At 71.6% G+C, this 22,468-nt stretch carries 22 protein-coding genes; 19 read left to right on the top strand and 3 right to left on the bottom strand.

Annotated elements, in window-relative coordinates; all coding sequences use genetic code 11:
* Positions 1-7: 7 nt before the first annotated feature.
* Positions 8-1,264 (top strand): DUF2793 domain-containing protein, encoded by a 1,257-nt coding sequence (locus BLT59_RS00800; protein ID WP_091775144.1) that lies wholly within the window; start codon positions 8-10, stop codon positions 1,262-1,264.
* 22 nt (positions 1,265-1,286) lie between these two features.
* On the opposite strand, the gene BLT59_RS00795 is transcribed toward BLT59_RS00800, so the two are convergent.
* A complete protein-coding gene (locus tag BLT59_RS00795; protein WP_244513767.1) occupies positions 1,287-1,847 on the bottom strand; it encodes a GDSL-type esterase/lipase family protein in 561 nt (186 codons plus the stop codon).
* A gap of 80 nt (positions 1,848-1,927) precedes the next feature.
* Here BLT59_RS00795 and BLT59_RS00790 point away from each other — a divergent pair, with 80 nt between their 5' ends.
* The 17 genes from BLT59_RS00790 (at position 1,928) to BLT59_RS00710 (ending at position 18,624) form a co-directional block, all read left to right on the top strand.
* A complete protein-coding gene (locus BLT59_RS00790) occupies positions 1,928-2,449 on the top strand; it encodes a phage tail tip lysozyme (RefSeq protein WP_244513766.1) in 522 nt (173 codons plus the stop codon).
* 66 nt (positions 2,450-2,515) lie between these two features.
* Positions 2,516-3,040 carry a hypothetical protein gene (locus tag BLT59_RS00785; protein WP_091775139.1) on the top strand — a complete coding sequence of 175 codons (525 nt, stop codon included), beginning with the start codon at positions 2,516-2,518 and terminating at the stop codon, positions 3,038-3,040.
* Between the two features lie 51 nt (positions 3,041-3,091).
* Positions 3,092-3,451 (top strand): hypothetical protein, encoded by a 360-nt coding sequence (locus tag BLT59_RS00780; RefSeq protein WP_091775136.1) that lies wholly within the window; start codon positions 3,092-3,094, stop codon positions 3,449-3,451.
* Position 3,452: 1 nt separating this feature from the next.
* On the top strand, positions 3,453-3,668 hold the full coding sequence (locus BLT59_RS00775) for a hypothetical protein (RefSeq protein WP_091775134.1): 216 nt from the start codon (positions 3,453-3,455) through the stop codon (positions 3,666-3,668).
* Positions 3,669-3,865: 197 nt separating this feature from the next.
* Positions 3,866-4,237 (top strand): PepSY domain-containing protein, encoded by a 372-nt coding sequence (locus BLT59_RS00770; RefSeq protein ID WP_091775131.1) that lies wholly within the window; start codon positions 3,866-3,868, stop codon positions 4,235-4,237.
* 35 nt (positions 4,238-4,272) lie between these two features.
* Positions 4,273-4,950, top strand: a complete 678-nt coding sequence (locus BLT59_RS00765) for a response regulator transcription factor (RefSeq protein WP_012321897.1) — start codon at positions 4,273-4,275, stop codon at positions 4,948-4,950.
* Complete coding sequence (locus tag BLT59_RS00760) at positions 4,947-6,107, top strand: 2-methylaconitate cis-trans isomerase PrpF family protein (protein ID WP_091775126.1); 1,161 nt, start codon at positions 4,947-4,949, stop codon at positions 6,105-6,107. The genes BLT59_RS00765 and BLT59_RS00760 overlap by 4 nt, the downstream gene beginning before the upstream one ends.
* Before the next feature lie 15 nt (positions 6,108-6,122).
* The gene (locus tag BLT59_RS00755) at positions 6,123-7,541 is read left to right on the top strand and encodes an ATP-binding protein (RefSeq protein WP_091775124.1); all 1,419 of its coding nucleotides are present in this window, start codon (positions 6,123-6,125) and stop codon (positions 7,539-7,541) included.
* A 182-nt stretch (positions 7,542-7,723) separates the two neighbouring features.
* Positions 7,724-9,211 (top strand): c-type cytochrome biogenesis protein CcmI, encoded by a 1,488-nt coding sequence (gene ccmI / locus BLT59_RS00750; protein ID WP_091775121.1) that lies wholly within the window; start codon positions 7,724-7,726, stop codon positions 9,209-9,211.
* A gap of 163 nt (positions 9,212-9,374) precedes the next feature.
* Positions 9,375-9,887, top strand: a complete 513-nt coding sequence (gene ccmE / locus BLT59_RS00745; RefSeq protein ID WP_091775119.1) for a cytochrome c maturation protein CcmE — start codon at positions 9,375-9,377, stop codon at positions 9,885-9,887.
* A gap of 10 nt (positions 9,888-9,897) precedes the next feature.
* Positions 9,898-11,898: a heme lyase CcmF/NrfE family subunit gene (locus BLT59_RS00740; protein ID WP_091775116.1), complete on the top strand. Its 2,001-nt coding sequence runs from the start codon at positions 9,898-9,900 to the stop codon at positions 11,896-11,898.
* Positions 11,898-12,362 (top strand): cytochrome c-type biogenesis protein, encoded by a 465-nt coding sequence (locus tag BLT59_RS00735; RefSeq protein WP_091775113.1) that lies wholly within the window; start codon positions 11,898-11,900, stop codon positions 12,360-12,362. Before BLT59_RS00740 ends, BLT59_RS00735 begins: the two co-directional genes overlap by 1 nt.
* A gap of 96 nt (positions 12,363-12,458) precedes the next feature.
* A complete protein-coding gene (locus BLT59_RS00730) occupies positions 12,459-13,115 on the top strand; it encodes a glutathione S-transferase family protein (RefSeq protein WP_091775111.1) in 657 nt (218 codons plus the stop codon).
* A gap of 304 nt (positions 13,116-13,419) precedes the next feature.
* Positions 13,420-13,893, top strand: coding sequence for a formate dehydrogenase subunit gamma (locus BLT59_RS00725; RefSeq protein WP_091775108.1), 474 nt, complete (start codon positions 13,420-13,422; stop codon positions 13,891-13,893).
* Positions 13,890-15,449 carry a formate dehydrogenase beta subunit gene (locus BLT59_RS00720; protein ID WP_091775105.1) on the top strand — a complete coding sequence of 520 codons (1,560 nt, stop codon included), beginning with the start codon at positions 13,890-13,892 and terminating at the stop codon, positions 15,447-15,449. Before BLT59_RS00725 ends, BLT59_RS00720 begins: the two co-directional genes overlap by 4 nt.
* A gap of 10 nt (positions 15,450-15,459) precedes the next feature.
* On the top strand, positions 15,460-18,321 hold the full coding sequence (gene fdhF / locus BLT59_RS00715) for a formate dehydrogenase subunit alpha (RefSeq protein WP_091775102.1): 2,862 nt from the start codon (positions 15,460-15,462) through the stop codon (positions 18,319-18,321).
* Positions 18,322-18,330: 9 nt separating this feature from the next.
* On the top strand, positions 18,331-18,624 hold the full coding sequence (locus tag BLT59_RS00710; protein ID WP_091775099.1) for a formate dehydrogenase subunit delta: 294 nt from the start codon (positions 18,331-18,333) through the stop codon (positions 18,622-18,624).
* Positions 18,625-18,864: 240 nt separating this feature from the next.
* Here the strand turns inward: BLT59_RS00710 and BLT59_RS00705 are convergent, their stop codons facing one another.
* Both BLT59_RS00705 and BLT59_RS00700 read right to left on the bottom strand, forming a co-directional pair.
* On the bottom strand, positions 18,865-19,527 hold the full coding sequence (locus BLT59_RS00705; protein ID WP_091775095.1) for a 3-oxoacid CoA-transferase subunit B: 663 nt from the start codon (positions 19,525-19,527) through the stop codon (positions 18,865-18,867).
* A 24-nt stretch (positions 19,528-19,551) separates the two neighbouring features.
* A complete protein-coding gene (locus BLT59_RS00700; RefSeq protein ID WP_091775092.1) occupies positions 19,552-20,292 on the bottom strand; it encodes a CoA transferase subunit A in 741 nt (246 codons plus the stop codon).
* A 304-nt stretch (positions 20,293-20,596) separates the two neighbouring features.
* Here BLT59_RS00700 and BLT59_RS00695 point away from each other — a divergent pair, with 304 nt between their 5' ends.
* Positions 20,597-22,432: an AsmA family protein gene (locus tag BLT59_RS00695; protein WP_244513765.1), complete on the top strand. Its 1,836-nt coding sequence runs from the start codon at positions 20,597-20,599 to the stop codon at positions 22,430-22,432.
* Positions 22,433-22,468: the final 36 nt, after the last annotated feature.

Here is a 22,468-nt window from a genome sequence, read left to right as displayed (position 1 = left end):
CTGCCCCATGTCCGACGCCACGCCCCATCTCGGCCTGCCGCTGATCGCCGCCAGCCAAGCGCAGAAGCACGTCACCCACAACGAGGCACTCTCCCTCCTCGACGCGCTGGTCCAGCTCGCCTGCCTGGACAAGGACCTCGCCGCGCCGCCCCCGAGCCCCGCGGAGGGCGACCGCTACCTCGTGGCCGCGTCCGAGCCCGGCGGGGCCTGGGCGGGGCTCGGCGGGCAGGTAGTGCGCTACGCCGACGGGGTCTGGACCGGCGCCGTGCCGCGGGCCGGCTGGCTCGCCTGGCTGATCGACGAGGCCGACCTCTACGTCTTCGACGGCGCGGCCTGGACGAGCCTCCGCCGGACGCTGACGGCGCTCCAGAGCGTCGCTCGCCTCGGGATCAACACGGCGGCCGACGCCACCAACCGTCTCGCGGTGAAGTCCGATTCCGCGCTCCTGACCTGGGACGACGCCACGCCGGGCACCGGCGACATGCGGCTCTTCGTCAACCGGAAATCCGCCGCCCGCGACGCCGCCCTGGTCTTCGAGACCGGCTACGCGGCGCGGGCGCTGCTGGGCACCCTCGGCAGCGACGACTTCACCCTAAAGGTCTCGCCCGACGGCGCCGCCTTCGCCACGGCGCTCACCGCGTCGGCGCGGACCGGCGGGATCGACTTCGCCTCGGCCGAGACCGCGCTCGCGGCCGCCCCCACCACCGATCTCGGCGCGGCGGGCACGCGGCGGGTCCTCGTCACCGGCACGGCGCGGATCGCCCGCTTCGGCCCCGCGGCCGACCGGGAGCGGTTCGTGCGCTTCTCGGACGCCGCGACCCTGGTCCACGATCCCGAGACGCTGGCGCTGCCGACCCGGGCCGATCTCGTCACGGCCCCCGATGACACCTGCATCGCCACCTCGGACGGGGCGGGCCGCTGGCGCGTGCGCCACTACCAGCGCGCCGACGGGACACCGCTCGCGATCGGAGCGCAGGTGCTCGGCGCGAACGGGTCGGTCCGGCTCCCGGGCGGCCTGATCGCGCAGTGGGGGCTTGTCACCGCCGCCGACGCGGATGTCGCGGTGGCGTTCGGCACCGCCTTCCCGGGGAGCTGCCTCGGCGTCTGGGCGCAGCCGGTCGCCGGCGCCGGCGACGCGCTCCACGCCGCGCAGGTCAGCGACGTGGCGGCGACCGGGTTCACGCTCCGCACCCGCCGCGCGACGGCCGGTGCCGTGGCGGGCGCCGGGTCGGTGCCGACCTACTGGCTGGCGCTGGGCGCGTGAGCGCCCGATCCCGCGGCCGCGGTCATTCCGGGACGGCCCCGAGGGCCCGCAGCATCGCCGGCTCCACGGCCGCGTAGCCCGCCCGATTGAGGTGGATGCCGTCGTCGGTGAATTCCCGCCGGAGCGCTCCCTCGTCGGTGGCCAGCGGCGGACCGTAATCGACCAGGCGGGCCGGGCCTGCCGCGCAGTAGGCGCGCAGCCACCGGTTCAGGGCGCGGATCCGCGCCACCGGCCGCAGCTCGGGGCGCCAGCCCCGGAAATCGCTCGGCATCACGGTGCCGATCGTGAGCGGCAGCCCGGCCGCGAAGGCCATCCGCCCCATGGCCATGATGTTCCCGGCGATCGCCCGGTCCGTTACCGGGCCGCCGATCTCCGCGATGTCGTTGATCCCGCACATCAGATGCACGCCGCGGGCGCCGGCCGCATCCCGCAGGAAGCGCGCCCGGATCTGCCCGCTCGTCTCCCCCGGCACGCCCCGGGCGACGAAGCCGTGGCGCGCGAAGGTCTCGGCCCGCACCGCGCCCCAGGCGGCGGTGATCGAGTCGCCGATGAACACGAGCGGCCGGTCCTGTCCGCGTTCCACGCTTCCCCCTTCGGCGCTGCCCCCGGCGCGGGCCGCCTTAGCCCGGCGCGGACGGGGAGGCCAGTTTCCGGAGCACGCCCATGCCCAGGCCCATGCCGCCTCTCGCCCCGGCCGCGCAGGAGCCCTTCGCAGCCGCCTGCCGTCGCCTCGGCCCGCGGCTGATGCGCGACCTCGGCCTGAGCGACGTTCAGGCCGCCGGGCTCCTGGGCAATCTCGGCCACGAGACCGGCGGGTTCCGCCGGCTCCAAGAGATCGCCCCCGCGGTGCCGGGCTCCCGCGGCGGGTGGGGGCTCGCTCAGTGGACAGGGCCGCGACGCGTCGCCATGGAGACGTGGTGCCGGGCGCGCGGGCTCGATCCCGCCGACCCCGAGGCCGGCTACGGCTATCTCTGCGCTGAGCTGCGCACCACCGAGGCGCCGGCCCTCGCCGCCCTGCGGGCGGCGGCCACCCTCGCCTCCGCCACCGAGACGGTCTGGCGGCGCTACGAGCGGCCCGGGATCGCCGCGGCCGCGCGCCGCCTCGCCTGGGCCCGCCGGGCGCTCGAAGCCCTCCGGGCCGCCCCCGCCGAGACGGCACCGGCCCGGCGACCGGGGCGGTCCTGACCCGCCCCGGTCCACGCCTTCCCGAGCCGGCCGGGTCCGCCGCGCGCACAGCCACGGAGATCCACGATGATGCACCGAATCCGGGCGGGCCTCGCCCTGGCCTGCACGAGCCTGCCGCTCGCCGCCTTCGCCGATCCGGCCTGCGCCGCCGATTCGGCTCCGGGCCTCGCGATCCCGTGGGGCGACTGGCTGGTCGGTCTGCTCCAGCCGGTCACGGCCATCCTCGTGCCGCTTGCCGCCGCCGCCGTCACCGCCGGCGTCGCCCGGGTCGCGCCCTGGGCCGCCTCGGTCCTCACCCGCGACCGGGTCGAGGCCGCGATCCGCGCCGGGGCCGAGTTCGGCCAGAACGCCGTCGCCGGCACCGCCCGCGGTCGGACCGTCAGCGCCGATCTCGGCGCCGCGGTGGTGGCGGCCGGCGCCCGGCACGTGCTCGCCACGGCCCCGGCGCATGTCGTGCGGACGGCGGGCGGTCCCGAGGGCGTGGCCGCGCGGATCTTCCGGGCGCTGCCCCTCGATCCGCAGGCGAGCGCCGCCAACGTCCTCGCCCCGGCGCTGACGCAGCTGCGGGAGCCCGACAAGCGCCGGGCCTGACGCCGGACCGCACCGGCGGTGCAGGGGGGAAGGACAACAGGGATCGACGCCATGAAGCCCCTTCGCACCGCAACCCGCAGGTCCTCGCCCGGCGCGGTCGTGCCCCCCGAAGGGGAGGCCGGTCCCGGGGTCGCCCTCGGGGGGCGGCCCCGGACGATCCGCTTCCCGCCGGTCTGGCACGCGTGGTTCGCCCGCCAGACCGAGCCGCGCCTCGCCGCCCTCGACGAGATGGTCGACGAGCATCTCGAGCGCCGGGCACTGCGCCGCTACCTGCGCCGGCTCAAGCACGCGACGATGTTCGCCTTCGTGGGCGCGGCGGCGGTCGCACACTGGTTCTCGGACCAGATCGCGTGGCTCGCCGCGCATATGCCCGCTCTGCGGGCCCTCTGGACGCTGGTTACGGGAGCGTGAGATGCGCCTGCGCTGGAACAGGGTTCTCGACCGGGCGTGGCTGGCCCTGACGGCGGCCGCGGCGATGACGGTCGCCGTCCACGAGGGCGGTGCGTTCGGGCGGTGGGCCTGGACCCTCGGGTCGGGCGGCGCCGCATTGGCCGCGCCGGCGGCCCCCGGCCGGGCCATCCCGCCGGCCCGCGCCGCCGCGGCCTGCGGGTCCGCGCCGTCGCCGTGAGCGCGGCCGACGCGCCTGTGCGAAGCGGCTCGCGGCGTGGAACCGGGCGCCGCCTCGGCCGTCGTGTCGGCACGATGTCGTACGCCACCGAGTCAACCGCGAAGGGAACGTCCGACCCGCCGCCAGCAACCGACGGCGGCGACCCACGGCTACGTATTCAGGACGCATTCAGTGCCCTGGGCGCACATCGTCGACCAATGCGCTACGCCATCGCCCTCGTCGCCATCAGCCTGACCGCCGCGGCCCTCGCCGCGGGCGGCCTCGGCTCCATGGCCGACGACGGGCCGGCCCCCCAGACGGGTGCCGTGTCCGGCCAGGCGCCGCCGCGGATCGAGAGCTGCCTGTCCCCCGCCGACCTGCGTGAGGAGGTCGGCGAGCGGCGGGTGATCCCGCCGGTGGCGGCGATCCGCGCGGCCCGCACGGTGATCCCCCGGGCCGAGATCCAGCGGGCGAGCCTCTGCCGTCACGAGGACGGCCTTGTCTACATGCTCACCGCCTTGCGCCGGGACGGGCATTTCGTGCACGTGATCGTCGATGCGCGCACCGGCAGCGTGGCAGGACAATATTGAGCGGGCGCCGAGACCGTTTCTGAGGGGAGTGAGCCGTGCGTCTGCTGGTCGTGGAGGATGACAAGGACATCAACCGCCAGGTCGTGGCCGCGCTGGAGGAGGCGGGCTACGTCGCCGACAAGGCCTATGATGGCGAGGAGGGCGGCTATCTCGGCGAGAGCGAGCCCTACGACGCCATCATCCTCGACATGGGCCTGCCCAAGGCCGACGGCGTCACGGTGCTGCAGAAGTGGCGCCGGGCCGGCGTGAAGACCCCGGTGATCATCCTCACCGCCCGCGACCGCTGGTCCGACAAGGTCGACGGCTTCGATGCCGGCGCCGACGATTACGTCACCAAGCCCTTCCACATGGAGGAGCTGATGGCCCGGGTGCGTGCGCTGCTGCGCCGGGCCGCCGGCCATGCCACCAGCCAGATCGCCTGCGGGCCCGTGACCCTCGACACCCGCTCCGGCAAGGTGTTCGTCGACGGCGCGCAGGTGAAGCTGACGAGCCACGAATACCGGCTGCTCTCCTACCTGATGCACCATACCGGCCGGGTCGTGTCCCGCGCCGAACTCACCGAGCACCTCTACGACCAGGATTTCGACCGCGACTCGAACACGATCGAGGTGTTCGTGGGCCGCCTGCGCAAGAAGCTCGCGGTGGACCTGATCCAGACCGTGCGCGGCCTCGGCTACCTCGTGGACCCCAACCAGCCGCCGGCGCGGATGTGAGCGCGGCCGCGCGTTCCGGCACGCTGCCGGCCGTCTTCATGCGCGGCGGCACCAGCAAGGCGCTGATGCTGCACCGCCGGGACGTGCCGGGGGATCTCGCCGCCTGGGAACCGGCCTTCCTCTCCGCCATGGACAGCCCCGACCCGTTCGGGCGGCAGCTCAACGGCATGGGCGGGGGCGTCTCGTCGGTCTCGAAGATCTGCGTGGTGGAGCGCTCCGCGCGGCCGGACGCCGACATCGACTACACCTTCGTGCAGGTCGTGGTCCGGGACGGCCGCATCGACCTCTCGGGCAATTGCGGCAACATGCTCGCCGCCGTGGGGCCGTTCGCGGTCGACGAGGGGCTCGTCGACGTCCCGGACGGCCCGGTGCGGCTGCGGATCTTCAACACCAACACGCGCAAGCTGATCGTGGCGGGCTTCGCGGCCGCGGGCGGCCGCAGCGTCTACCGCGGCGACCTCGCGATCCCCGGCGTCACCGGCACGGGCGCGCCGATCCAGCTCGACTTCCTGGATCCGGGCGGCGCCACGACCGGCCGGCTGCTCCCGACCGGCGCCGTCCGTCAGTGGCTCGACGTGCCGGGCCTCGGCGCGATCGAGGCCTCGCTGATCGACGCCGCCAATGCCTGCGTGTTCGTCCGCGCCGCCGATCTCGGCCTCGCCGGCACCGAGCTGCCCGCCGCCCTGGAGGCCGTGCCAGGCCTCCTCGACCGGCTGGCGCGGATCCGCCGGGCCGGCTCCGTGGCGATGGGCATCGCGCCCGATCTCGAGGCGGCGGCGCGCGTCGTCCACGTGCCCTTCGTCGGCCTCGTGGCGCCGCCGCAGGATTCCGGCAGCCTCTCCGGCGCCACGATCCGCGCCGCCGAGATCGACCTGACCGCCCGGGTCATCTCCAACGGCGTGCCGCATCAGGCGCTGCCGCTCACCGCCACCCTGTGCCTCGCGGTCGCCGCCCGGCTCGAAGGCAGCCTCGTCCACGAGGCCGCGCGCCCCGCCGAAGCGGCCCTGCGGGTCGGCATGCCGTCGGGCATCCTCACCGCCGACGCCGCCGTGACCCGCGGGGCCGACGGCTGGCGGGCCGAGCGCGGCGCCTTCTTCCGCACGGCGCGCCCGCTGATGCGCGGCGCGGTGTTCTACGATGCGCCGCCGCCCGTCTGAGCGACCGACGCATCCATGATCGACCTCATCGGCCTCTTCTCCCTGCGCCGCCGCTCCATCGCGGTGCGGCTCGCCGTGTCGGCGTTCCTGTCGAGTTCCGCGATCCTGCTGATCGCGGCCTGGATCCTCACGACCCTCTACCGCGAGAACACCGAGCGGGCCTTCGACAGCCGGCTCCTCGTCTTCGCCAACAACCTCGCCACCGACCTCGTCTCGCCCAACGATCCCGAAAGCCGGACCTTCTCGCTCGGCGACCCGCGCTTCGATCTGCCCCTGTCGGGCTGGTACTGGCAGGTCGGCAAGCCCGACGCGAAGCCGCGCGACGTGCGGACCTCCCGCTCCCTCGTCGGCGTGCCGCTGCCGCCCGCCACCGACTCCGACGGCAAGGTCGGGGTCGGGCAGATCCGCCAGGGCTACGGCAAGGGCCAGGACGGCCGGCTCCTGCGCATCATGGAGCGCGACGTCGATCTCGGCGAGGAGGGCCGCTACACGGTCCGGGTCGCGGGACCCGCCGACGAGATCGTCAACGACGTCGACCGGTTCCGGAACTCGCTGACCATCACCTTCGGCCTTCTCGGCCTGTCGCTGGCGATCACCACCCTGCTGCAGATCCGGTTCGGCCTCGCGCCGCTGAAGAAGATGCGTGCGGCTCTGGGCGCCGTGCGCCGGGGCGAGGCCGACCGCATCACCGGCACCTATCCGCGCGACATCGCCCCGCTCACCGGCGAGGTGAACCTCCTGATCGAGACCAACCGCGAGATCCTGGAGCGTGCCCGGACCCAGGTCGGCAACCTCGCCCATGCCCTGAAGACGCCGCTGTCGATCATCGTCAACGAGGTCGGCGCCTCCGATGCCCCGGAGGAGCTCGCGCAGAAGATCCGCGAGCAGGCCGCGGTCATGCGCGACCAGGTCAATTACCACCTCGACCGGGCCCGCGCCGCGGCGCTCGCAGGCACGCTGGGTACCTCGACCGAGGTCGAGCCGGCTTTGGCCGGCCTCGTGCGCACCTTCGGCAAGATCTACCGGGACAAGGACATCGCCTACGACGTCCACGTGCCCCCCGGCCTGCGCTTCCGCGGCGAGCGCCAGGATTTCGAGGAGATGGTCGGAAACCTCGTCGACAACGCCTCGAAATGGGCCCACGGCCGCGTGGCGATCCGGGCCGAGGCGGTCAACAACAACGATTATCCCCACCTCGTCGTCGCCATCGAGGATGACGGTCCCGGCCTGCCGCCGGAGGCCCGCCAGGCCGTGCTCGGCCGCGGGCGGCGCCTCGACGAATCGAAGCCCGGCTCCGGCCTCGGCCTGTCGATCGTGGCCGATCTCGCCGCCCTGTACCGGGGGCGCTTCACCCTGGAGCAGGCGGCGCTGGGCGGATTGCGGGCGGTCCTCGAGGTGCCGGGCGACCTGCCGGTCGGCACCGCGACCCACTGAGCCTCGGCGCTGCGGCCGCGCCAGGGCCGGGAAGCCGGGCGCGGCCTCATGGCTGAGCCCAGGCCCTTGTCTTCGCAACAGAGTTGCGTGACACCGTGCCGCCGTCGGGAGGCGTCGTGGCGTCACGCTGCCGGTTCCCCGGGGGAGGGGCGGGCCGGTCCGGCTCGTTGGCGATAGGGTCCATGACGGCGATCTGGTTCATCCTGGCGGCCATGACCGCGGCGGCCGTCCTCGGCCTGCTCTGGCCGATGTCGCGGCGCGCCGCCGTGCCGACCGGCGAGGTCGGCGGCAGCGGGCTCGCCACCGAGACGGCGTTCTACGAGGATCAGGTCGCCGAGATCGACCGCGACCTGGAGCGCGGCCTGATCGCCCCGGACGAGGCCGAGACCGCCAAGGCCGAGGCGGCGCGCCGCCTGCTCCGGGCGAGCCGCGAGGCGCAGCGCGAGGCCGAGGATACCGGCCTCGCCGACGCCGCGCGCCCGGCGGAGCCGCGCCTGCGTCGGCGGCGCGCCGCCTCGGCCTTCGCGCTCTCCACCATCCCCCTCGTGGCGCTGATCGCCTACGGCCTCTACGGCTCGCCCGAGGTGCCGGCGCAGACCGAGGCCGACCGGCAGGCCGCCCGCGGGGGCGCCGACGAGCTGATGAAGGCGGTCGGGCAGATCGAGGCGCGTCTCGCCCGCGATCCGAACGATGCTCGCGGCTGGGCGGTGCTGGCGCCGGTCTACATGCGCACCGGCCGCTTCGATGATGCCGCGCGCGCCTACGCGAACATCGCGCGGATCAAGGGCGAGACCCCCGACCTCCTCGCCGACCAGGCCGAGGCCCTCACGGCGGCCGGCAACGGCACCGTCTCGCCCGAGGCCAAGGCGCTGTTCGAGAAGGCGCAGGCCAAGGATCCGAACGCGCCCAAGCCCCGCTTCTATCTGGCCCGGGCGGCCGAGCAGGCCGGCGATACCGGCGAGGCGATCCGCCAGCTCACCGAACTCGACGCCGCCAGCCCGCCGAACGCGCCCTGGCTCGGCGTGGTCAAGCAGAGCCTCGCCCGCCTCAAGGGCGAGCCGCCGCCGCCCGCGACGCCCCAGGCCGCGCCCAAGCTCCCCGCCGAGCAGCAGGCGGCGATCCGCGGCATGGTCGACGGGCTCGATGCCCGGCTCAAGGCCGGCGGCGGCACCCCCGACGAGTGGCTGCGCCTGGTCCGGTCCCGGGTCGTCCTCGGCGAGAACGATCAGGCCGCTTCCGCCCTGGCCCGTGCCCGCGTCGCCCTCGCGGGTGATCCGCAGGGGCTCGCCCAGGTGGAGCAGGGCGCCCGCGCCGTCGGCCTCGGCGGCGAGGGCGAAACGCCCGGGTCGACCGAATCGGGACAGGCCGGACCGGCCGCGCCGGCCGAGAAGGACGCCGCGATGGCGGCCATGCGCGCCATGCCGCAGGCGGAGCAGCAGGCTGCGATCCGCGGCATGGTCGACGGGCTCGACCGGCGCCTCGCCGCGCGGGGCGGCACGCCGGACGATTGGCTGCGCCTCGTGCGCTCCTACAGCGCTCTGGGCGAGCGCGATCAGGCGGTCAAAGCCCTCGACCGCGCCCGGATGGCCCTGGCCGCCAACGGCGAGGCGGTGGCGCGGCTCGACGGCTTGGCCCGCGAGCTGGATCTGCCCGGCAAGGCCAATCCCTGACGCCACATGGTCGCGAGGCCGCCGCTCGGCCGCCCGTACGACAATCGGTCCCGAAGCCTGCCCTTGACCCGCGGGCGCCTGGAGCCGACACCCTGAAGGCTGGAATGAGAACGGTTCGGGTCAGGGCGGGTCTGCGCTCGACGGACCGTGGGGTGGATGTATCGTGACGCGTAAGAGCCGCCGCCTGATCCTGATCGCCGCCTGCGGCAGCGTACTCGCGCTGGCTGTGGGGCTGATCCTGTTCGCCATGAGCGGCTCGATCGTGTTCTTCCGTTCGCCGACCGACATCGCTCAGCAGGCCATCGCCCCGGGCACGCGCCTGCGGCTCGGCGGCCTCGTGAAGGACGGCTCGCTCAGGCGCGGCCCGGACCAGACGGTCGATTTCGCCGTTACCGACACGAACGCGACCGTCGCGGTCCATTACAAGGGGCTGCTGCCGGATCTGTTCCGCGAGGGCCAGGGCGTGGTCGCCGAGGGCGTGCTGGAGCCGGGCGGGCAATTCCGCGCGGACACGGTGCTGGCCAAGCACGACGAATCCTACATGCCCCGCGAGGTGGCCGACGCGCTGAAGGCGCAGGGACGCTGGCAGGAGGGCGGCCCGAACAAGGCCGGCCCGGCCCCGAAGCCCGCCACCGCGGCGGCGGACAGCACCCTCGGCCCCCGCAGCGAGCGGTGAGGGAACCCGCATGATCGTCGAGACCGGTCACTTCGCCCTCGCGCTCGCGCTGGCGATCTCCCTCGTTCAGATGGTGATGCCGATCTGGGCGGCGCGCTCGGGCGACCCGGCTCTGCGCCAGACCGCCTCGCAGGCGGCTTTGGGCGCCTTCGCCTGCGTGCTGTTCGCCTTCGCGGCGCTCACCTGGGCGCACGTCACCTCGGACTTCTCGGTCCAGAACGTTGTCGAGAATTCGCACACGCAGAAGCCGCTGATCTACAAGCTCTCCGGCGTCTGGGGGAACCACGAGGGCTCGATGCTCCTCTGGGTGCTGATCCTCACCCTGTTCGGCGCCTGCGTGGCGGCTGCCAAGAATTCCGTGCCGCCGCGGCTGCGGGCCAACACGCTGGGCGTGCAGGGGCTGATCACCTTCGTGTTCGTGCTGTTCATCATCACGACCTCGAACCCGTTCACCCGCGTGATCCCGGCGCCGCTCGAGGGCAACGACCTCAACCCGCTCCTGCAGGATCCGGGTCTCGCGATCCACCCGCCGCTCCTCTACGTCGGTTATGTCGGCTTCTCGATCAGCTTCGCCTTCGCGGTGGCCGCGCTGATCGACGGGCGGATCGACGCCGTCTGGGCCCGGGCGGTGCGGCCCTGGACGCTGACCGCGTGGTGCTTCCTGACGCTCGGGATCGCGATGGGCTCCTACTGGGCCTATTACGAACTCGGCTGGGGCGGCTGGTGGTTCTGGGACCCGGTGGAGAACGCCTCCCTGATGCCGTGGATCGCCGGCACGGCGCTCCTGCACTCCACCGTGGTGATGGAGAAGCGCGACGCCCTGAAGGTCTGGACGGTGCTGCTCGCCATCCTGACCTTCTCGCTCTCGCTGATCGGCACCTTCCTGGTGCGCTCGGGCGTGATCACCTCGGTGCATTCCTTCGCCACCGACCCGACCCGCGGCGTCTTCATCCTGGCGATCCTGGTCCTGTTCATCGGCGGCTCGCTGACGCTGTTCGCGTGGCGGGCCCCGCTGCTGCGGCAGGGGGGGCTGTTCGCGCCGATCTCCCGCGAGGGGTCCCTCGTCCTCAACAACCTGTTCCTGGTGGCCGCCTGCGCCACCGTGCTGGTCGGCACGCTCTATCCGCTGGTGCTGGAGATGCTGACCGGCGAGAAGATCACGGTGGGGCCGCCCTTCTTCAATTCCACCTTCGTGCCGCTCGCGATCCCGCTCCTGCTGATCGTGCCCATGGGCCAGGCGCTGGCCTGGAAGCGCGGCGACGTGCTCGCCGCCGCCCAGCGCCTGTTTGCCGCCCTGGCGGTCGCGCTGGTCGTCGGCTTCGCGGTGCTGGCCATGACGTGGGGCGGTCCGGTCCTGGCGCCCATCGGGATCGGCCTCGGCGCCTATCTGCTGATCGGCTCCGCCCTGGAGATCGTTACGCGCGCCCGGGGCTATGGAGCGAGCCGCGCCCGCTCCCTCGGTCAGATCGGGCGCCGCGCCGTCGGCCTGCCGCGCTCGGCGTGGGGGACGGCCATCGCCCATGCGGGGGTCGGCGTGGTGGTGCTGGGCATCGCCGCGCAGGGCTGGGCCACCGAGGGTCTGGCGACCCTCAAGCCCGGCCAGAGCCTCGCGACGGGACCCTACGTGGCTACCCTGGACCGGGTCGCGCCGCGCAAGGGGCCGAACTACGAGGAGGCCGCCGCCTACCTGACGATCCGGACCCGCGCCGGCGACGAGGTCGGCCAGGTCGAGACCGGCAAGCGCTTCTACCCGAGTCGCAAGATGGCGGTGACGGAATCCGGGCTGCTGACCAACGGCGCCAGCCAGGTCTATGCGAGCCTCGGGGAGATCGGACAGGACGGCGGCGTCGGCCTGCGCCTGTACTACAAGCCGCTGGTCCTGCTGATCTGGCTCGGGGCGGTGGTGATGGCTGTGGGCGGCGGCCTGTCGCTCACGGACCGGCGGATGCGCGTGGGCGTCCCCGCCAGGGCGAAGGCGCGACCGCTTCCGGTCGCGGTGCCGGCCGAGTGATGGCGCGCCGTTCGCTCCGGCCGGCGCTGTCAGCGCTCGCCCTGCTGGCGTCGCTCCCCGCCCAGGCGGTCCAGCCCGACGAGGTGCTGAAGGATCCCGTCCTGGAACACCGCGCCCGGGAGATCTCGGCCGAGCTGCGCTGCCTCGTCTGCCAGAACCAGTCGATCGACGATTCCGATGCGCCGCTCGCCAAGGACCTGCGCCTGATCGTGCGCGAGCGGCTGGAGAAGGGCGACAGCGACAAGGCGGTGCTCGACTACGTCGTGGACCGCTACGGCGAGTTCGTGCTGCTGCGCCCGGTCTTCGCGCTGCACACCCTGCTGCTGTGGCTGACACCGGTGCTGGCGGTGCTGCTCGGCGGCTTCGGCGTCTGGCGTCTCGCCCGCCGTCGTCCGGCTGCGCCCGTCCGCACCCTGTCGGCCGCCGAGGAGGCGGAGGTCGCGAAGCTGCTGCGACGGGAGTAGAATCGGGGGCGGTAGCGATTCGCCCGCCCCGTTCGGCACGAGTCTTGGATCGGGCCTCGCAGACCGCATGATCGGCGACGCGCCCGGGGCAGGACGATGACGGCCGCTACCCTCACCATCTCGAGCCGCAATTACTCCTCGTGGTCGCTGCGGGGCTGGCTGATCTGCCGGATGGCCGGACTCGACTTCCAGACCGAGGTCCTGTCCGGCACCGATGCCACCAGCCGGGCGGAATTGCTGCATCTGTCGCCCTCCTTCCTGGTGCCGCGCCTGCGCCACGGCGACGTGGTGGTCTGGGACACCCTGGCCATCGCCGAATATCTCGCCGAGACCTTCCCGGATGCCGGTTTCCTGCCCGGCACCGTGGCGGAGCGGGCCCATTGCCGCTCCATCTCCGGCGAGATGCATTCCGGCTTCGTCAATCTCCGCTCGGCCCTGCCGATGAACCTGCGCGCCTTCCACCCCGACTTCCGGGTGTTCAACGGCGCGAAGGCCGATATCGAGCGCATCGTCACGATCTTCGACGATTGCCTGGACCGCTACGAGGGGCCGTACCTGTTCGGCGCCCGGCCGTGCTTGGCCGACGCCATGTTCGCCCCGGTCTGCACCCGCTTCCGCACCTACGACGTCGCGCTGCCGCCCCGCGCCGCCGCCTATCGCGACACGATCCTCCACTGGCCGCTGATGGTCGAGTGGGCGGAGGCCGCCGCCGACGAGCCGGACGAGATCGAGGAACTGGAGATGGAGTTCTGACAGGCTGCCCGGGCGGCCCCATCACCCTGAGCGACTGACGCGGACGGACATCCCGACAGCGCAAAGATGCAATTTCTTGCAGAGCACAAATTCATGTTGCGGTGCACGCGAGAAAAATCAGCCTCCGCCGAATTCTTAAAAAGACACGACCTAACAATGAGTTAACTGGCGTCGTCCGCTGCCTTGCGCGGTGGGTTACAGCTCGACAAACGTCCTTTGTCGCCCGACCGGACTGCGCGATTGAAGCCATCCGGCATTTCTGTTCCTCTTCGCATTAGAACAGGAACAGACTGGGCTGGGAACCATGGCGCGTCACGAGCCCTGGAGCGCGGAACGCGCCACCGGGATCATCGCCGAGTATACGCATCTCGAAGGGGCCACGCTGCCGATCCTGCACGCGCTTCAGGAGACGTTCGGCTACGTGGATACCGGCGCGGTGCCGCTGATCGCCGACGCGCTGAACCTGTCACGCGCCGAGGTTCACGGCTGCATCACCTTCTACCACGATTTCCGCGCTCACCCCGCCGGCCGCCACGAAGTGAAGCTGTGCCGGGCCGAGGCCTGCCAGGCCATGGGCTCCGACAAGCTCCACCGCGAGATCCTCGGCCGTCTCGGCTGCGGCTGGCACGAGACCACCGCCGATGGCAGCGCCACGGTGGAGCCGGTCTACTGCCTCGGCCTCTGCGCCAACGGTCCCGCCGCGCTGGTCGACGGTGAGCCCGTCGCGCACCTGACCGCCGACGCCCTCGAAGCTGCCCTGACGGAGGTGCGCCAGTGAGCGTCACCCTCTACGTTCCCCGCGACGCCGTCGCCCTCGGCCTCGGCGCCAACAAGGTGGCCCGCGCGCTCTTCGCCGGCGCCGAGCGCCGCGGCCTCGACGTCACCATCGTGCGCACCGGCTCCCGCGGCCTGTTCTGGCTGGAGCCGATGGTCGAGGTCGGCACGCCCGACGGGCGCGTCGCCTACGGGCCGGTGACGGTCAAGGATGTCGACGCCCTCCTGGATGCCGGCCTGACGACCGGCGGCGACCACGCCCTGCGCCTCGGCGATCCGGAGAAGATCCCCTACCTCGCCCGGCAGCAGCGCCTGACCTTCCAGCGCTGCGGCGTGATCGATCCGGTCTCGGTGGAGGATTACCGGGCCCATGGCGGCTATCGCGGCCTCGAGGCTGCGCTGAAGCTCGATGCCGAGGGGATCGTCGCGGCGGTACGCGATTCCGGCCTGCGCGGCCGGGGCGGGGCCGGTTTCCCGGCCGGCATCAAGTGGAACACCGTGATGCTCGCCAAGGCGGACCAGAAATACGTGGTCTGCAACGCCGACGAGGGCGATTCCGGCACCTTCGCCGACCGGATGATGATGGAGGGCGACCCCTTCAACCTCATCGAGGGCATGACCATCGCGGGAATCGCCACCGGCGCCACCCGCGGCTACATCTACCTGCGCTCCGAGTATCCGCAGGCCTTCGCCACCCTGAAGGAGGCGATCGCCAACGGCGTGACGGCGGGCGTGCTCGGCGACGACATCCTGGGCTCCGGCAAGAGCTTCCATCTGGAAGTGCGCCTCGGCGCCGGCGCCTATATCTGCGGCGAGGAGACCTCGCTGCTGGAGAGCCTCGAGGGCAAGCGCGGTATCGTGCGGGCGAAGCCCCCGATCCCGGCGCTCAAGGGCTTCCTCGGCAAGCCGACGCTGGTCAACAACGTCATGACCTTCACGGCCGTGCCGTGGATCCTGGAGAACGGCGCCAAGGCCTACGCCGATTACGGCATGGGCCGGTCGCTCGGAACCCTGCCGATCCAGCTCGCCGGCAACATCAAGCACGGCGGCCTGATCGAGGTGGCCTTCGGCATCACCCTCCGTCAGGTGATCGAGGATTTCGGCGGCGGCACCCGTTCGGGCCGGCCGGTCCGGGCCGTGCAGGTCGGCGGGCCGCTCGGGGCCTACTTCCCCGACCATCTCCTCGACACGCCCCTCGATTACGAGGCGATGGCAGCCAAGAAGGGCCTCGTCGGCCACGGCGGCATCGTGGTGTTCGACGACACCGTCGACATGGCGGCCCAGGCCCGCTTCGCCTTCGAATTCTGCGCCACCGAGTCCTGCGGCAAGTGCACCCCCTGCCGCATCGGTGCCACCCGCGGCGTCGAGACCATGGACAAGGTGATCGCCGGCATCCGGCCGGACGCGAACCTGAAGCTGGTCGAGGATCTCTGCGAGGTCATGACCGACGGATCGCTCTGCGCGATGGGCGGGCTGACGCCCATGCCCGTGATGAGCGCGATCACCCATTTCCCCGAGGATTTCAGGCGCGCCGGCGATCTGCCGGCCGCGGCCGAGTGAGGAGACGTCGATGGGCCTGATCAAGGAGATCGACTACGGCACGCCGATCCGGGTTGCGGAGCAGACCGTCACCCTGACGATCGACGGCATGTCGGTGACGGTGCCGGCCGGCACCTCGGTGATGGCGGCGGCGATGCATGCCGGGACGCAGATCCCGAAGCTCTGCGCCACCGACAGCCTGGAGCCGTTCGGCTCCTGCCGCCTCTGCCTCGTGGAGATCGAGGGCCGCCGCGGCACCCCGGCCTCCTGCACGACCCCGGCCGAGAACGGCATGGTGGTGCACACGCAGAACGAGAAGCTCGCCAAGCTCCGCAAGGGCGTGATGGAGCTCTACATCTCCGATCACCCGCTTGACTGCCTGACCTGCGCGGCCAACGGCGATTGCGAGCTGCAGACGCAGGCCGGCGTGGTCGGCCTGCGCGACGTGCGTTACGGCTACGAGGGCGACAATCACGTCCGGCCGAGCTCCGAGAAGTACCTGCCGAAGGACGAGTCGAACCCGTACTTCACCTACGACCCGTCGAAGTGCATCGTCTGCAACCGCTGCGTCCGCGCCTGTGAGGAGGTGCAGGGCACCTTCGCGCTGACTATCGCGGGCCGCGGCTTCGACAGCCGCGTGGCGGCGGGCCCGACCAATTTCTTCGAGTCCGAGTGCGTCTCGTGTGGCGCCTGCGTGCAGGCTTGCCCGACGGCCACGTTGCAGGAAAAGTCGATCCACGAGTTCGGCCAGCCCGAGCACGCCGAGGTCACGACCTGCGCCTATTGCGGCGTCGGCTGCTCGTTCAAGGCCGAGATGCAGGGCGAGCGCGTCGTCCGCATGGTTCCGTACAAGGGCGGCAAGGCCAACGAGGGCCATAGCTGCGTCAAGGGCCGCTTCGCCTACGGCTACGCCACCCACAAGGACCGCATCACCAAGCCGATGATCCGCGAGAAGATCACGGATCCGTGGCGCGAGGTGTCCTGGGAGGAGGCGATCGACCGGGCCGCCTCCGAGTTCAAGCGGATCCAGGCGAAATACGGAAAAGATTCGGTCGGCGGCATCACCTCGTCGCGCTGCACCAACGAGGAGGCCTACCTCGTCCAGAAGCTGGTGCGCGCGGCCTTCGGCAACAACAACGTCGATACCTGCGCCCGCGTCTGCCACTCGCCGACCGGCTACGGCCTGATGTCGACGCTCGGCACCTCGGCCGGCACCCAGGACTTCAAGTCGGTCGAGCATTCCGACGTGATCCTGGTGATCGGCGCCAACCCGACCGATGGCCACCCGGTCTTCGGTTCGCGCATGAAGAAGCGCCTCCGGCAAGGGGCGAAGCTGATCGTCGCCGATCCGCGCAAGATCGACCTCGTGAAGTCGCCCCACATCAAGGCCGACTATCACCTGCCGCTGAAGCCCGGCTCCAACGTCGCCTTCATCAATTCGCTGGCGCACGTGATCGTCACCGAGGGGCTGATCGACGAGGCCTATGTCCGCGAGCGCTGCGACCTCGCCGAGTTCGAGTCCTGGGCGCGGTTCATCGCCGATGAGCGGCACTCGCCGGAGAACCAGCAGCAATTTACCGGCCTCGACCCGGCGGAAGTCCGCGGGGCGGCCCGGCTCTACGCCAAGGGCGGTGCGGCCGGCATCTACTATGGCCTCGGCGTTACCGAGCACAGCCAGGGCTCGACGATGGTGATGGGCATGGCCAACATCGCCATGGCCACCGGCAACATCGGCAAGCTCGGCGCCGGCGTGAATCCGCTGCGCGGCCAGAACAACGTCCAGGGCTCCTGCGACATGGGCTCGTTCCCGCACGAGCTCACCGGCTACCGCCACGTGTCGGACGACGCCACCCGCGAGAGCTTCGAGGCCCTCTGGGGCGCCAAGCTCGACAACGCGCCGGGCCTGCGCATCACCAACATGCTGGACGAGGCCGTCGAGGGCAGCTTCAAGGGCATGTACATCCAGGGCGAGGACATCGCCCAGTCGGACCCGGACACGCACCACGTGACCTCGGGCCTGAAGGCGATGGAGTGCATCGTCGTCCAGGACCTCTTCCTGAACGAGACCGCGAAATACGCCCACGTCTTCCTGCCGGGCGCCTCGTTCCTGGAGAAGGATGGGACCTTCACCAATGCCGAGCGCCGCATCTCGCGCGTGCGCAAGGTCATGGCCCCCATGGGCGGCTACGGCGACTGGGAGGGCACGGTGCTGCTCTCCAACGCGCTGGGCTACAAGATGGAGTACAACCATCCGTCCGAGATCATGGACGAGATCGCCCGGCTCACCCCGAGCTTCACCGGCGTGTCCTACGCCAAGCTCGACGAGCTCGGCTCGGTGCAGTGGCCCTGCAACGAGAAGGCGCCGCTCGGCACGCCGATGATGCACGTGGACCGGTTCGTCCGCGGCAAGGGCCGGTTCATGATCACGGAGTTCGTGGCCACCGAGGAGCGGACGGGGGCGAAGTTCCCGCTGATCCTCACCACGGGCCGGATCCTGTCCCAGTACAATGTCGGCGCGCAGACAAGGCGCACCGAGAACTCGCGCTGGCACGAGGAGGACGTGCTGGAGATCCACCCCTTCGACGCGGAGCTGCGCGGCATCGTCGACGGCGACCTCGTCGCCCTGGAGAGCCGCTCGGGCGACATCGCCCTGAAGGCCAAGATCTCCGAACGGATGCAACCGGGCGTAGTCTACACGACCTTCCACCACGCCAAGACCGGCGCCAACGTCATCACGACGGACTACTCGGACTGGGCGACCAACTGCCCCGAGTACAAGGTGACGGCGGTGCAGGTCCGGCGGACCAACCGGCCCTCCGACTGGCAGGCGAAGTTCTACGAGGAGGACTTCTCCCTGACCCGGATCGCCCAGACCCTGGACGCGGCAGAGTAAGAGTATCCGATGAGTGCCGTGACACAGGCGGACAAGCTCGTCCGCATGGCGAACCAGATCGCCACCTTCTTCCGGTCCTACCCGGAGGAGGAGGCGGTTGCCGGAATCCAGAAGCACATCAAGGCGTTCTGGACGCCGAAGATGATCGCGCATCTCGAAGCCGCCCTGCCGGAGCAGGGCGACCGGGTCGACAGCTTCGTGCGGCGGGCGCTGAACGGCGAGGAGCCTGCGGCCGACAGCCCGGTGCGGCCCGCGACCCGGGATCCGCAGCTCGCGGGTGCGGGCGCCAGCGACGCGGGCTGATCGGGTTGCCGCGACGACGGCTTCCGGTTCGGGACCGGCCTGAGCAGACCGGCAGAGAACGACGAAACACCCTCTCTCCCGGCCGGGAGAGAGGGTGTTTCGCGTTTAGGCCCTGCCACCGGGTGAATGGTGTCGTCGGGCGTTCGGATGCGGGGAGCGTCCCGGCTCGAGCGCGCTGAGACGGGGCCGGACGCCTGTGACCGTGAGGCCCGGCGACGTCGGCCGCCGGGCCTTCCGGACTCAGTTCTTCAGAGCGACCGTGAAGTCGGCCTCGGTCTTGCTCCGGATCTCGTCCTCGGTGACGCCGTCGGCCAGCTCGATGAGCTTCATGCCGCCGTCGCCCTTCTTGTCGATCTCGAACACGCCGAGATCGGTGATCACCAAGTCGACCACGCGGGTGCCGGTAAGCGGCAGGTCGCAGGCCTTGAGCAGCTTCGGGCTCTCGGTGCCGTCCTTGTTCTTGGCGACGTGCTCCATCACCACGACCACGCGCTTCACGCCGGCCACGAGGTCCATGGCGCCGCCCATCCCCTTCACCATCTTGCCGGGGATCATCCAGTTGGCGAGGTCGCCGTTGCCGGCCACCTGCATGGCGCCGAGGATCGACAGGTTGATGTGCCCGCCGCGGATCATCCCGAAGGAATCCGCCGAGGAGAAGTAGCTCGTGGTCGGCAGCGCGGTGATCGTCTGCTTGCCGGCATTGATCAGGTCCGGATCCTCCTCACCCTCGTAGGGGAAGGGGCCCATGCCGAGCATACCGTTCTCCGACTGGAGCTGCACCGACATGCCCTCGGGGATGTAGTTCGACACCAGCGTCGGGATGCCGATGCCGAGGTTCACGTAGAAGCCGTCCTCCAGCTCCTTGGCGGCGCGCGCCGCCATCTGCTCGCGGGTCCAGGCCATCGTTCTCGCTCCCTTCCCGTCCGATCAGTGCGTGCCGCCGCCGGCCGCCGCGGCCGGGGTGCTGTCACCGCGCTTGCGCGTGGTGCGCTGCTCGATGCGCTTGTCGCGCACGCCCACGTCGATGATCCGCTTCACGAAAATGCCGGGCGTGTGGATCGTGTCCGGATCGATCTCGCCCGGCTTCACGAGGTGCTCGACCTGCGCAACCGTCATCTTGGCGGCGGTGGCCATCATCGGGTTGAAATTGCGCGCGGTCATCCGGTAGCGAAGATTGCCCTCGGTATCCCCCGTATGGGCGTGGACCAGGGCGAGGTCGGCGAACAGGCCGCGCTCCATGACGTAGGACTCGCCGTCGAACTCCCGGATCTCCTTGCCGTCGGCAACCTTGGTGCCGACGCCGGTCTTGGTGAAGAAGGCTGGGATGCCGGCGCCGCCGGCGCGGATCCGCTCGGCCAGCGTGCCCTGCGGGTTGAACTCGATCTCCAGCTCGCCGCCGAGATACTGGCGGGCGAACTCCTTGTTCTCGCCCACGTAGGACGAGATCATCTTCCGGACTTGGCGGGTGTCCAGGAGCTTGCCGAGGCCGACCCCGTCGATGCCGGCATTGTTCGAGACGACGGTGAGGCCCTTGACGCCCGAGAGGCGCACCGCCTCGATCAGCTCGTCGGGGATGCCGCAGAGGCCGAAACCGCCGCACATCACCATCATGTCGTCGTGCAGGAGGCCGGCCAGGGCGGCGGCGGCATCCGTGTAGACCTTCTTCATCGAACCGTCCTTTTCCCGCCGGACCCGACCGGCCGAAACCTTGGGAAGCGCGTGTCCTCGCGCCTGCTCTCCCCGATTCCGCGCGCGAAATCCAGTGGTGCGCCGCCCCGGCCCGTGCGGTCTCGGGCGATCCGTAACCGGCACTGCGTTGGGGAGGGCAGGGCGGCCCTGCGTGGGTGCGGCAGACAAATCCGGCCGAGGACGCTAGATTGCCCATTCGACGTGCAGACCCTGCCGGGCCGTGGCAGCCAGAGGGGCCGGCGCGGCGCCCGGCTTCCGGCCACTGCCGCCGCCCCTTCGGAGCATGATGTCGCTGCGCCGCCCGATCTTCGTCCTCGCTCTCGGGAGCCTGATCGCGGCCGGTCTCGGCCTGCGCGATTGGCCCCTGGACGACGGCCGGGTGACGGCCTTCGCCCGCCGCGCCTTCGAGGCTTACGGCCTCGGCCTGACGCTGCAGGGGCCAGCGAGCCTCGCGCTCCTCCCCTGGCCGCGTCTGACCCTCAACCGCGTCCGGCTCGCCGCCGGATACGCCGGTCCGGTGCTGGCGGAAGAAGGCCGCCTGACCATCGACCTCGATCCGCTGAGCCTCCTCGGCGGGCAGGCGGCCGTGAGCGGCCTGCGCCTGGAGGGCTCGCGCCTGTCGGAGGACGCGGCCGGCTGGGACGAGCCCTTGGCGCGGCTTGTCGAGAAGGCCCGGTCGGGCGACACGGCCCGGCCGCGCCGGATCGTCCTGCGCGATGCGCGCCTCGGCGCAGGCGACACGGCCCGGGACATCGATCTTGACCTTGCCTGGCCGCTCTGGGGCACGGCGGCGGAGGGCCGTGCCAGCCTGACCTGGCGGGGCGTGCCGACCCGGATCACTGTGACCCACCTGCGGCCATCCGAGATTGCCCTGGGCCGCCGCACCCCGTTCACGGCCGAGATTGTGTGGCCGGACGGCAGTCTCGTGGCGGACGGAACGGTGGCGCCGGCAGCGGAGGGCGGCGCGCTGCCCGCGCTCGCCGGACAGGTGCGGTTCGAGACGCGCTCCCTGCCGGGCAGCCTGGCCTGGATCGGCCGAGCCGTTCCGCTGGCGCCGCTGGCCGGGGCGTTCTCGATCGACGGCCGGTTCGAGACGGCCGAGCGATCCGTCTCCTGGCCGAGCCTGCGCATCGGCCTCGGCCAGAACGTCCTGGAAGGAGCCGGCGCCGTCGCCTTCGGACCGGGCAAGGCGCCGCGCCTCTCGGTGCAGGCAACCCTGGCGGCCGAGACGCTCGACCTCACGCCCCTCGTCGCGGATCTCACGCGGATCCTCGACCCTGCGCCCGCGTCGATCGCTCTGGCGCCGTTCACACAGGGCGACCTCGACCTGCGCCTGTCCGCCTCCGAGGGGCGCGCCGGCGCGGTTCGGGTTCAGGATCTGGCGGCGAGTGTCCTGGTGCGCGAAGCCGCGCTGGAAGTCGCCGTCAACCGGGCCCGGATCCAGGACGGCACGTTCAAGGGACGGGTGAACCTGACGAGCGGGGCGGATCCGGCCGCAACCGACCTGCGCATGCAGGGGAGCCTCGACCGCATCGATCTCGGCGCGCTGCTCGGTGAGATCGGCGCGGTGCGCTGGGTGGTCGGACCCGCGCAGGGACAATTTTCCGTCGAATCCAAGGCCCGCGACACAACCGAGCTCCTAGCGCATCTCGGCGGTCGGGCCACCCTCGCCATGGATGGCGGCGCCATCGCGGGCCTCGATCTCGCCGACGTCATCCATCGCAACGGTGTGGTGGCGCCCGGCGCCCTGGCGCGCCGGAACGGCCGGACCGCCTTCGAGCGGGCGGTGGTGACGCTGCGCTTCGTCGACGGCGTGGGCGAGATCGCCGAGTCGGGGCTTCTGGGGCCCGGCGTCGGCGCCACCCTGCACGGGCAGGTTTCGCTGCCGGATCGGCGGCTCGATGTCCGGGGCGATCTCGTCCTGCGCCCCCAGGCCGATCCGGCCCGCGGGATCCAGTTCGCGGTAACGGGACCCTGGAGCGCCCTGACGGCACAGACGGTCACCCCCGTCGAGTCATCCGATCCGGCCAGCCGGATTGGGGAAGCGATGCTGCCCGATCCCCTCAAGTTGCCCGCCACGCTCGGTCTGCCTGGCAACGCCCGCGCGTATGCGCCGTGATCGTCGCGCGATGGCGCCTGTCCCGGCCAAGCTCTA

This window comes from Methylobacterium sp. UNC378MF, from assembly GCF_900103195.1.
In the GTDB taxonomy this organism is placed as follows: domain Bacteria; phylum Pseudomonadota; class Alphaproteobacteria; order Rhizobiales; family Beijerinckiaceae; genus Methylobacterium.
Note: the sequence above shows the minus strand (reverse complement) of the source record. Positions and strands in the feature narration are given on the sequence as shown.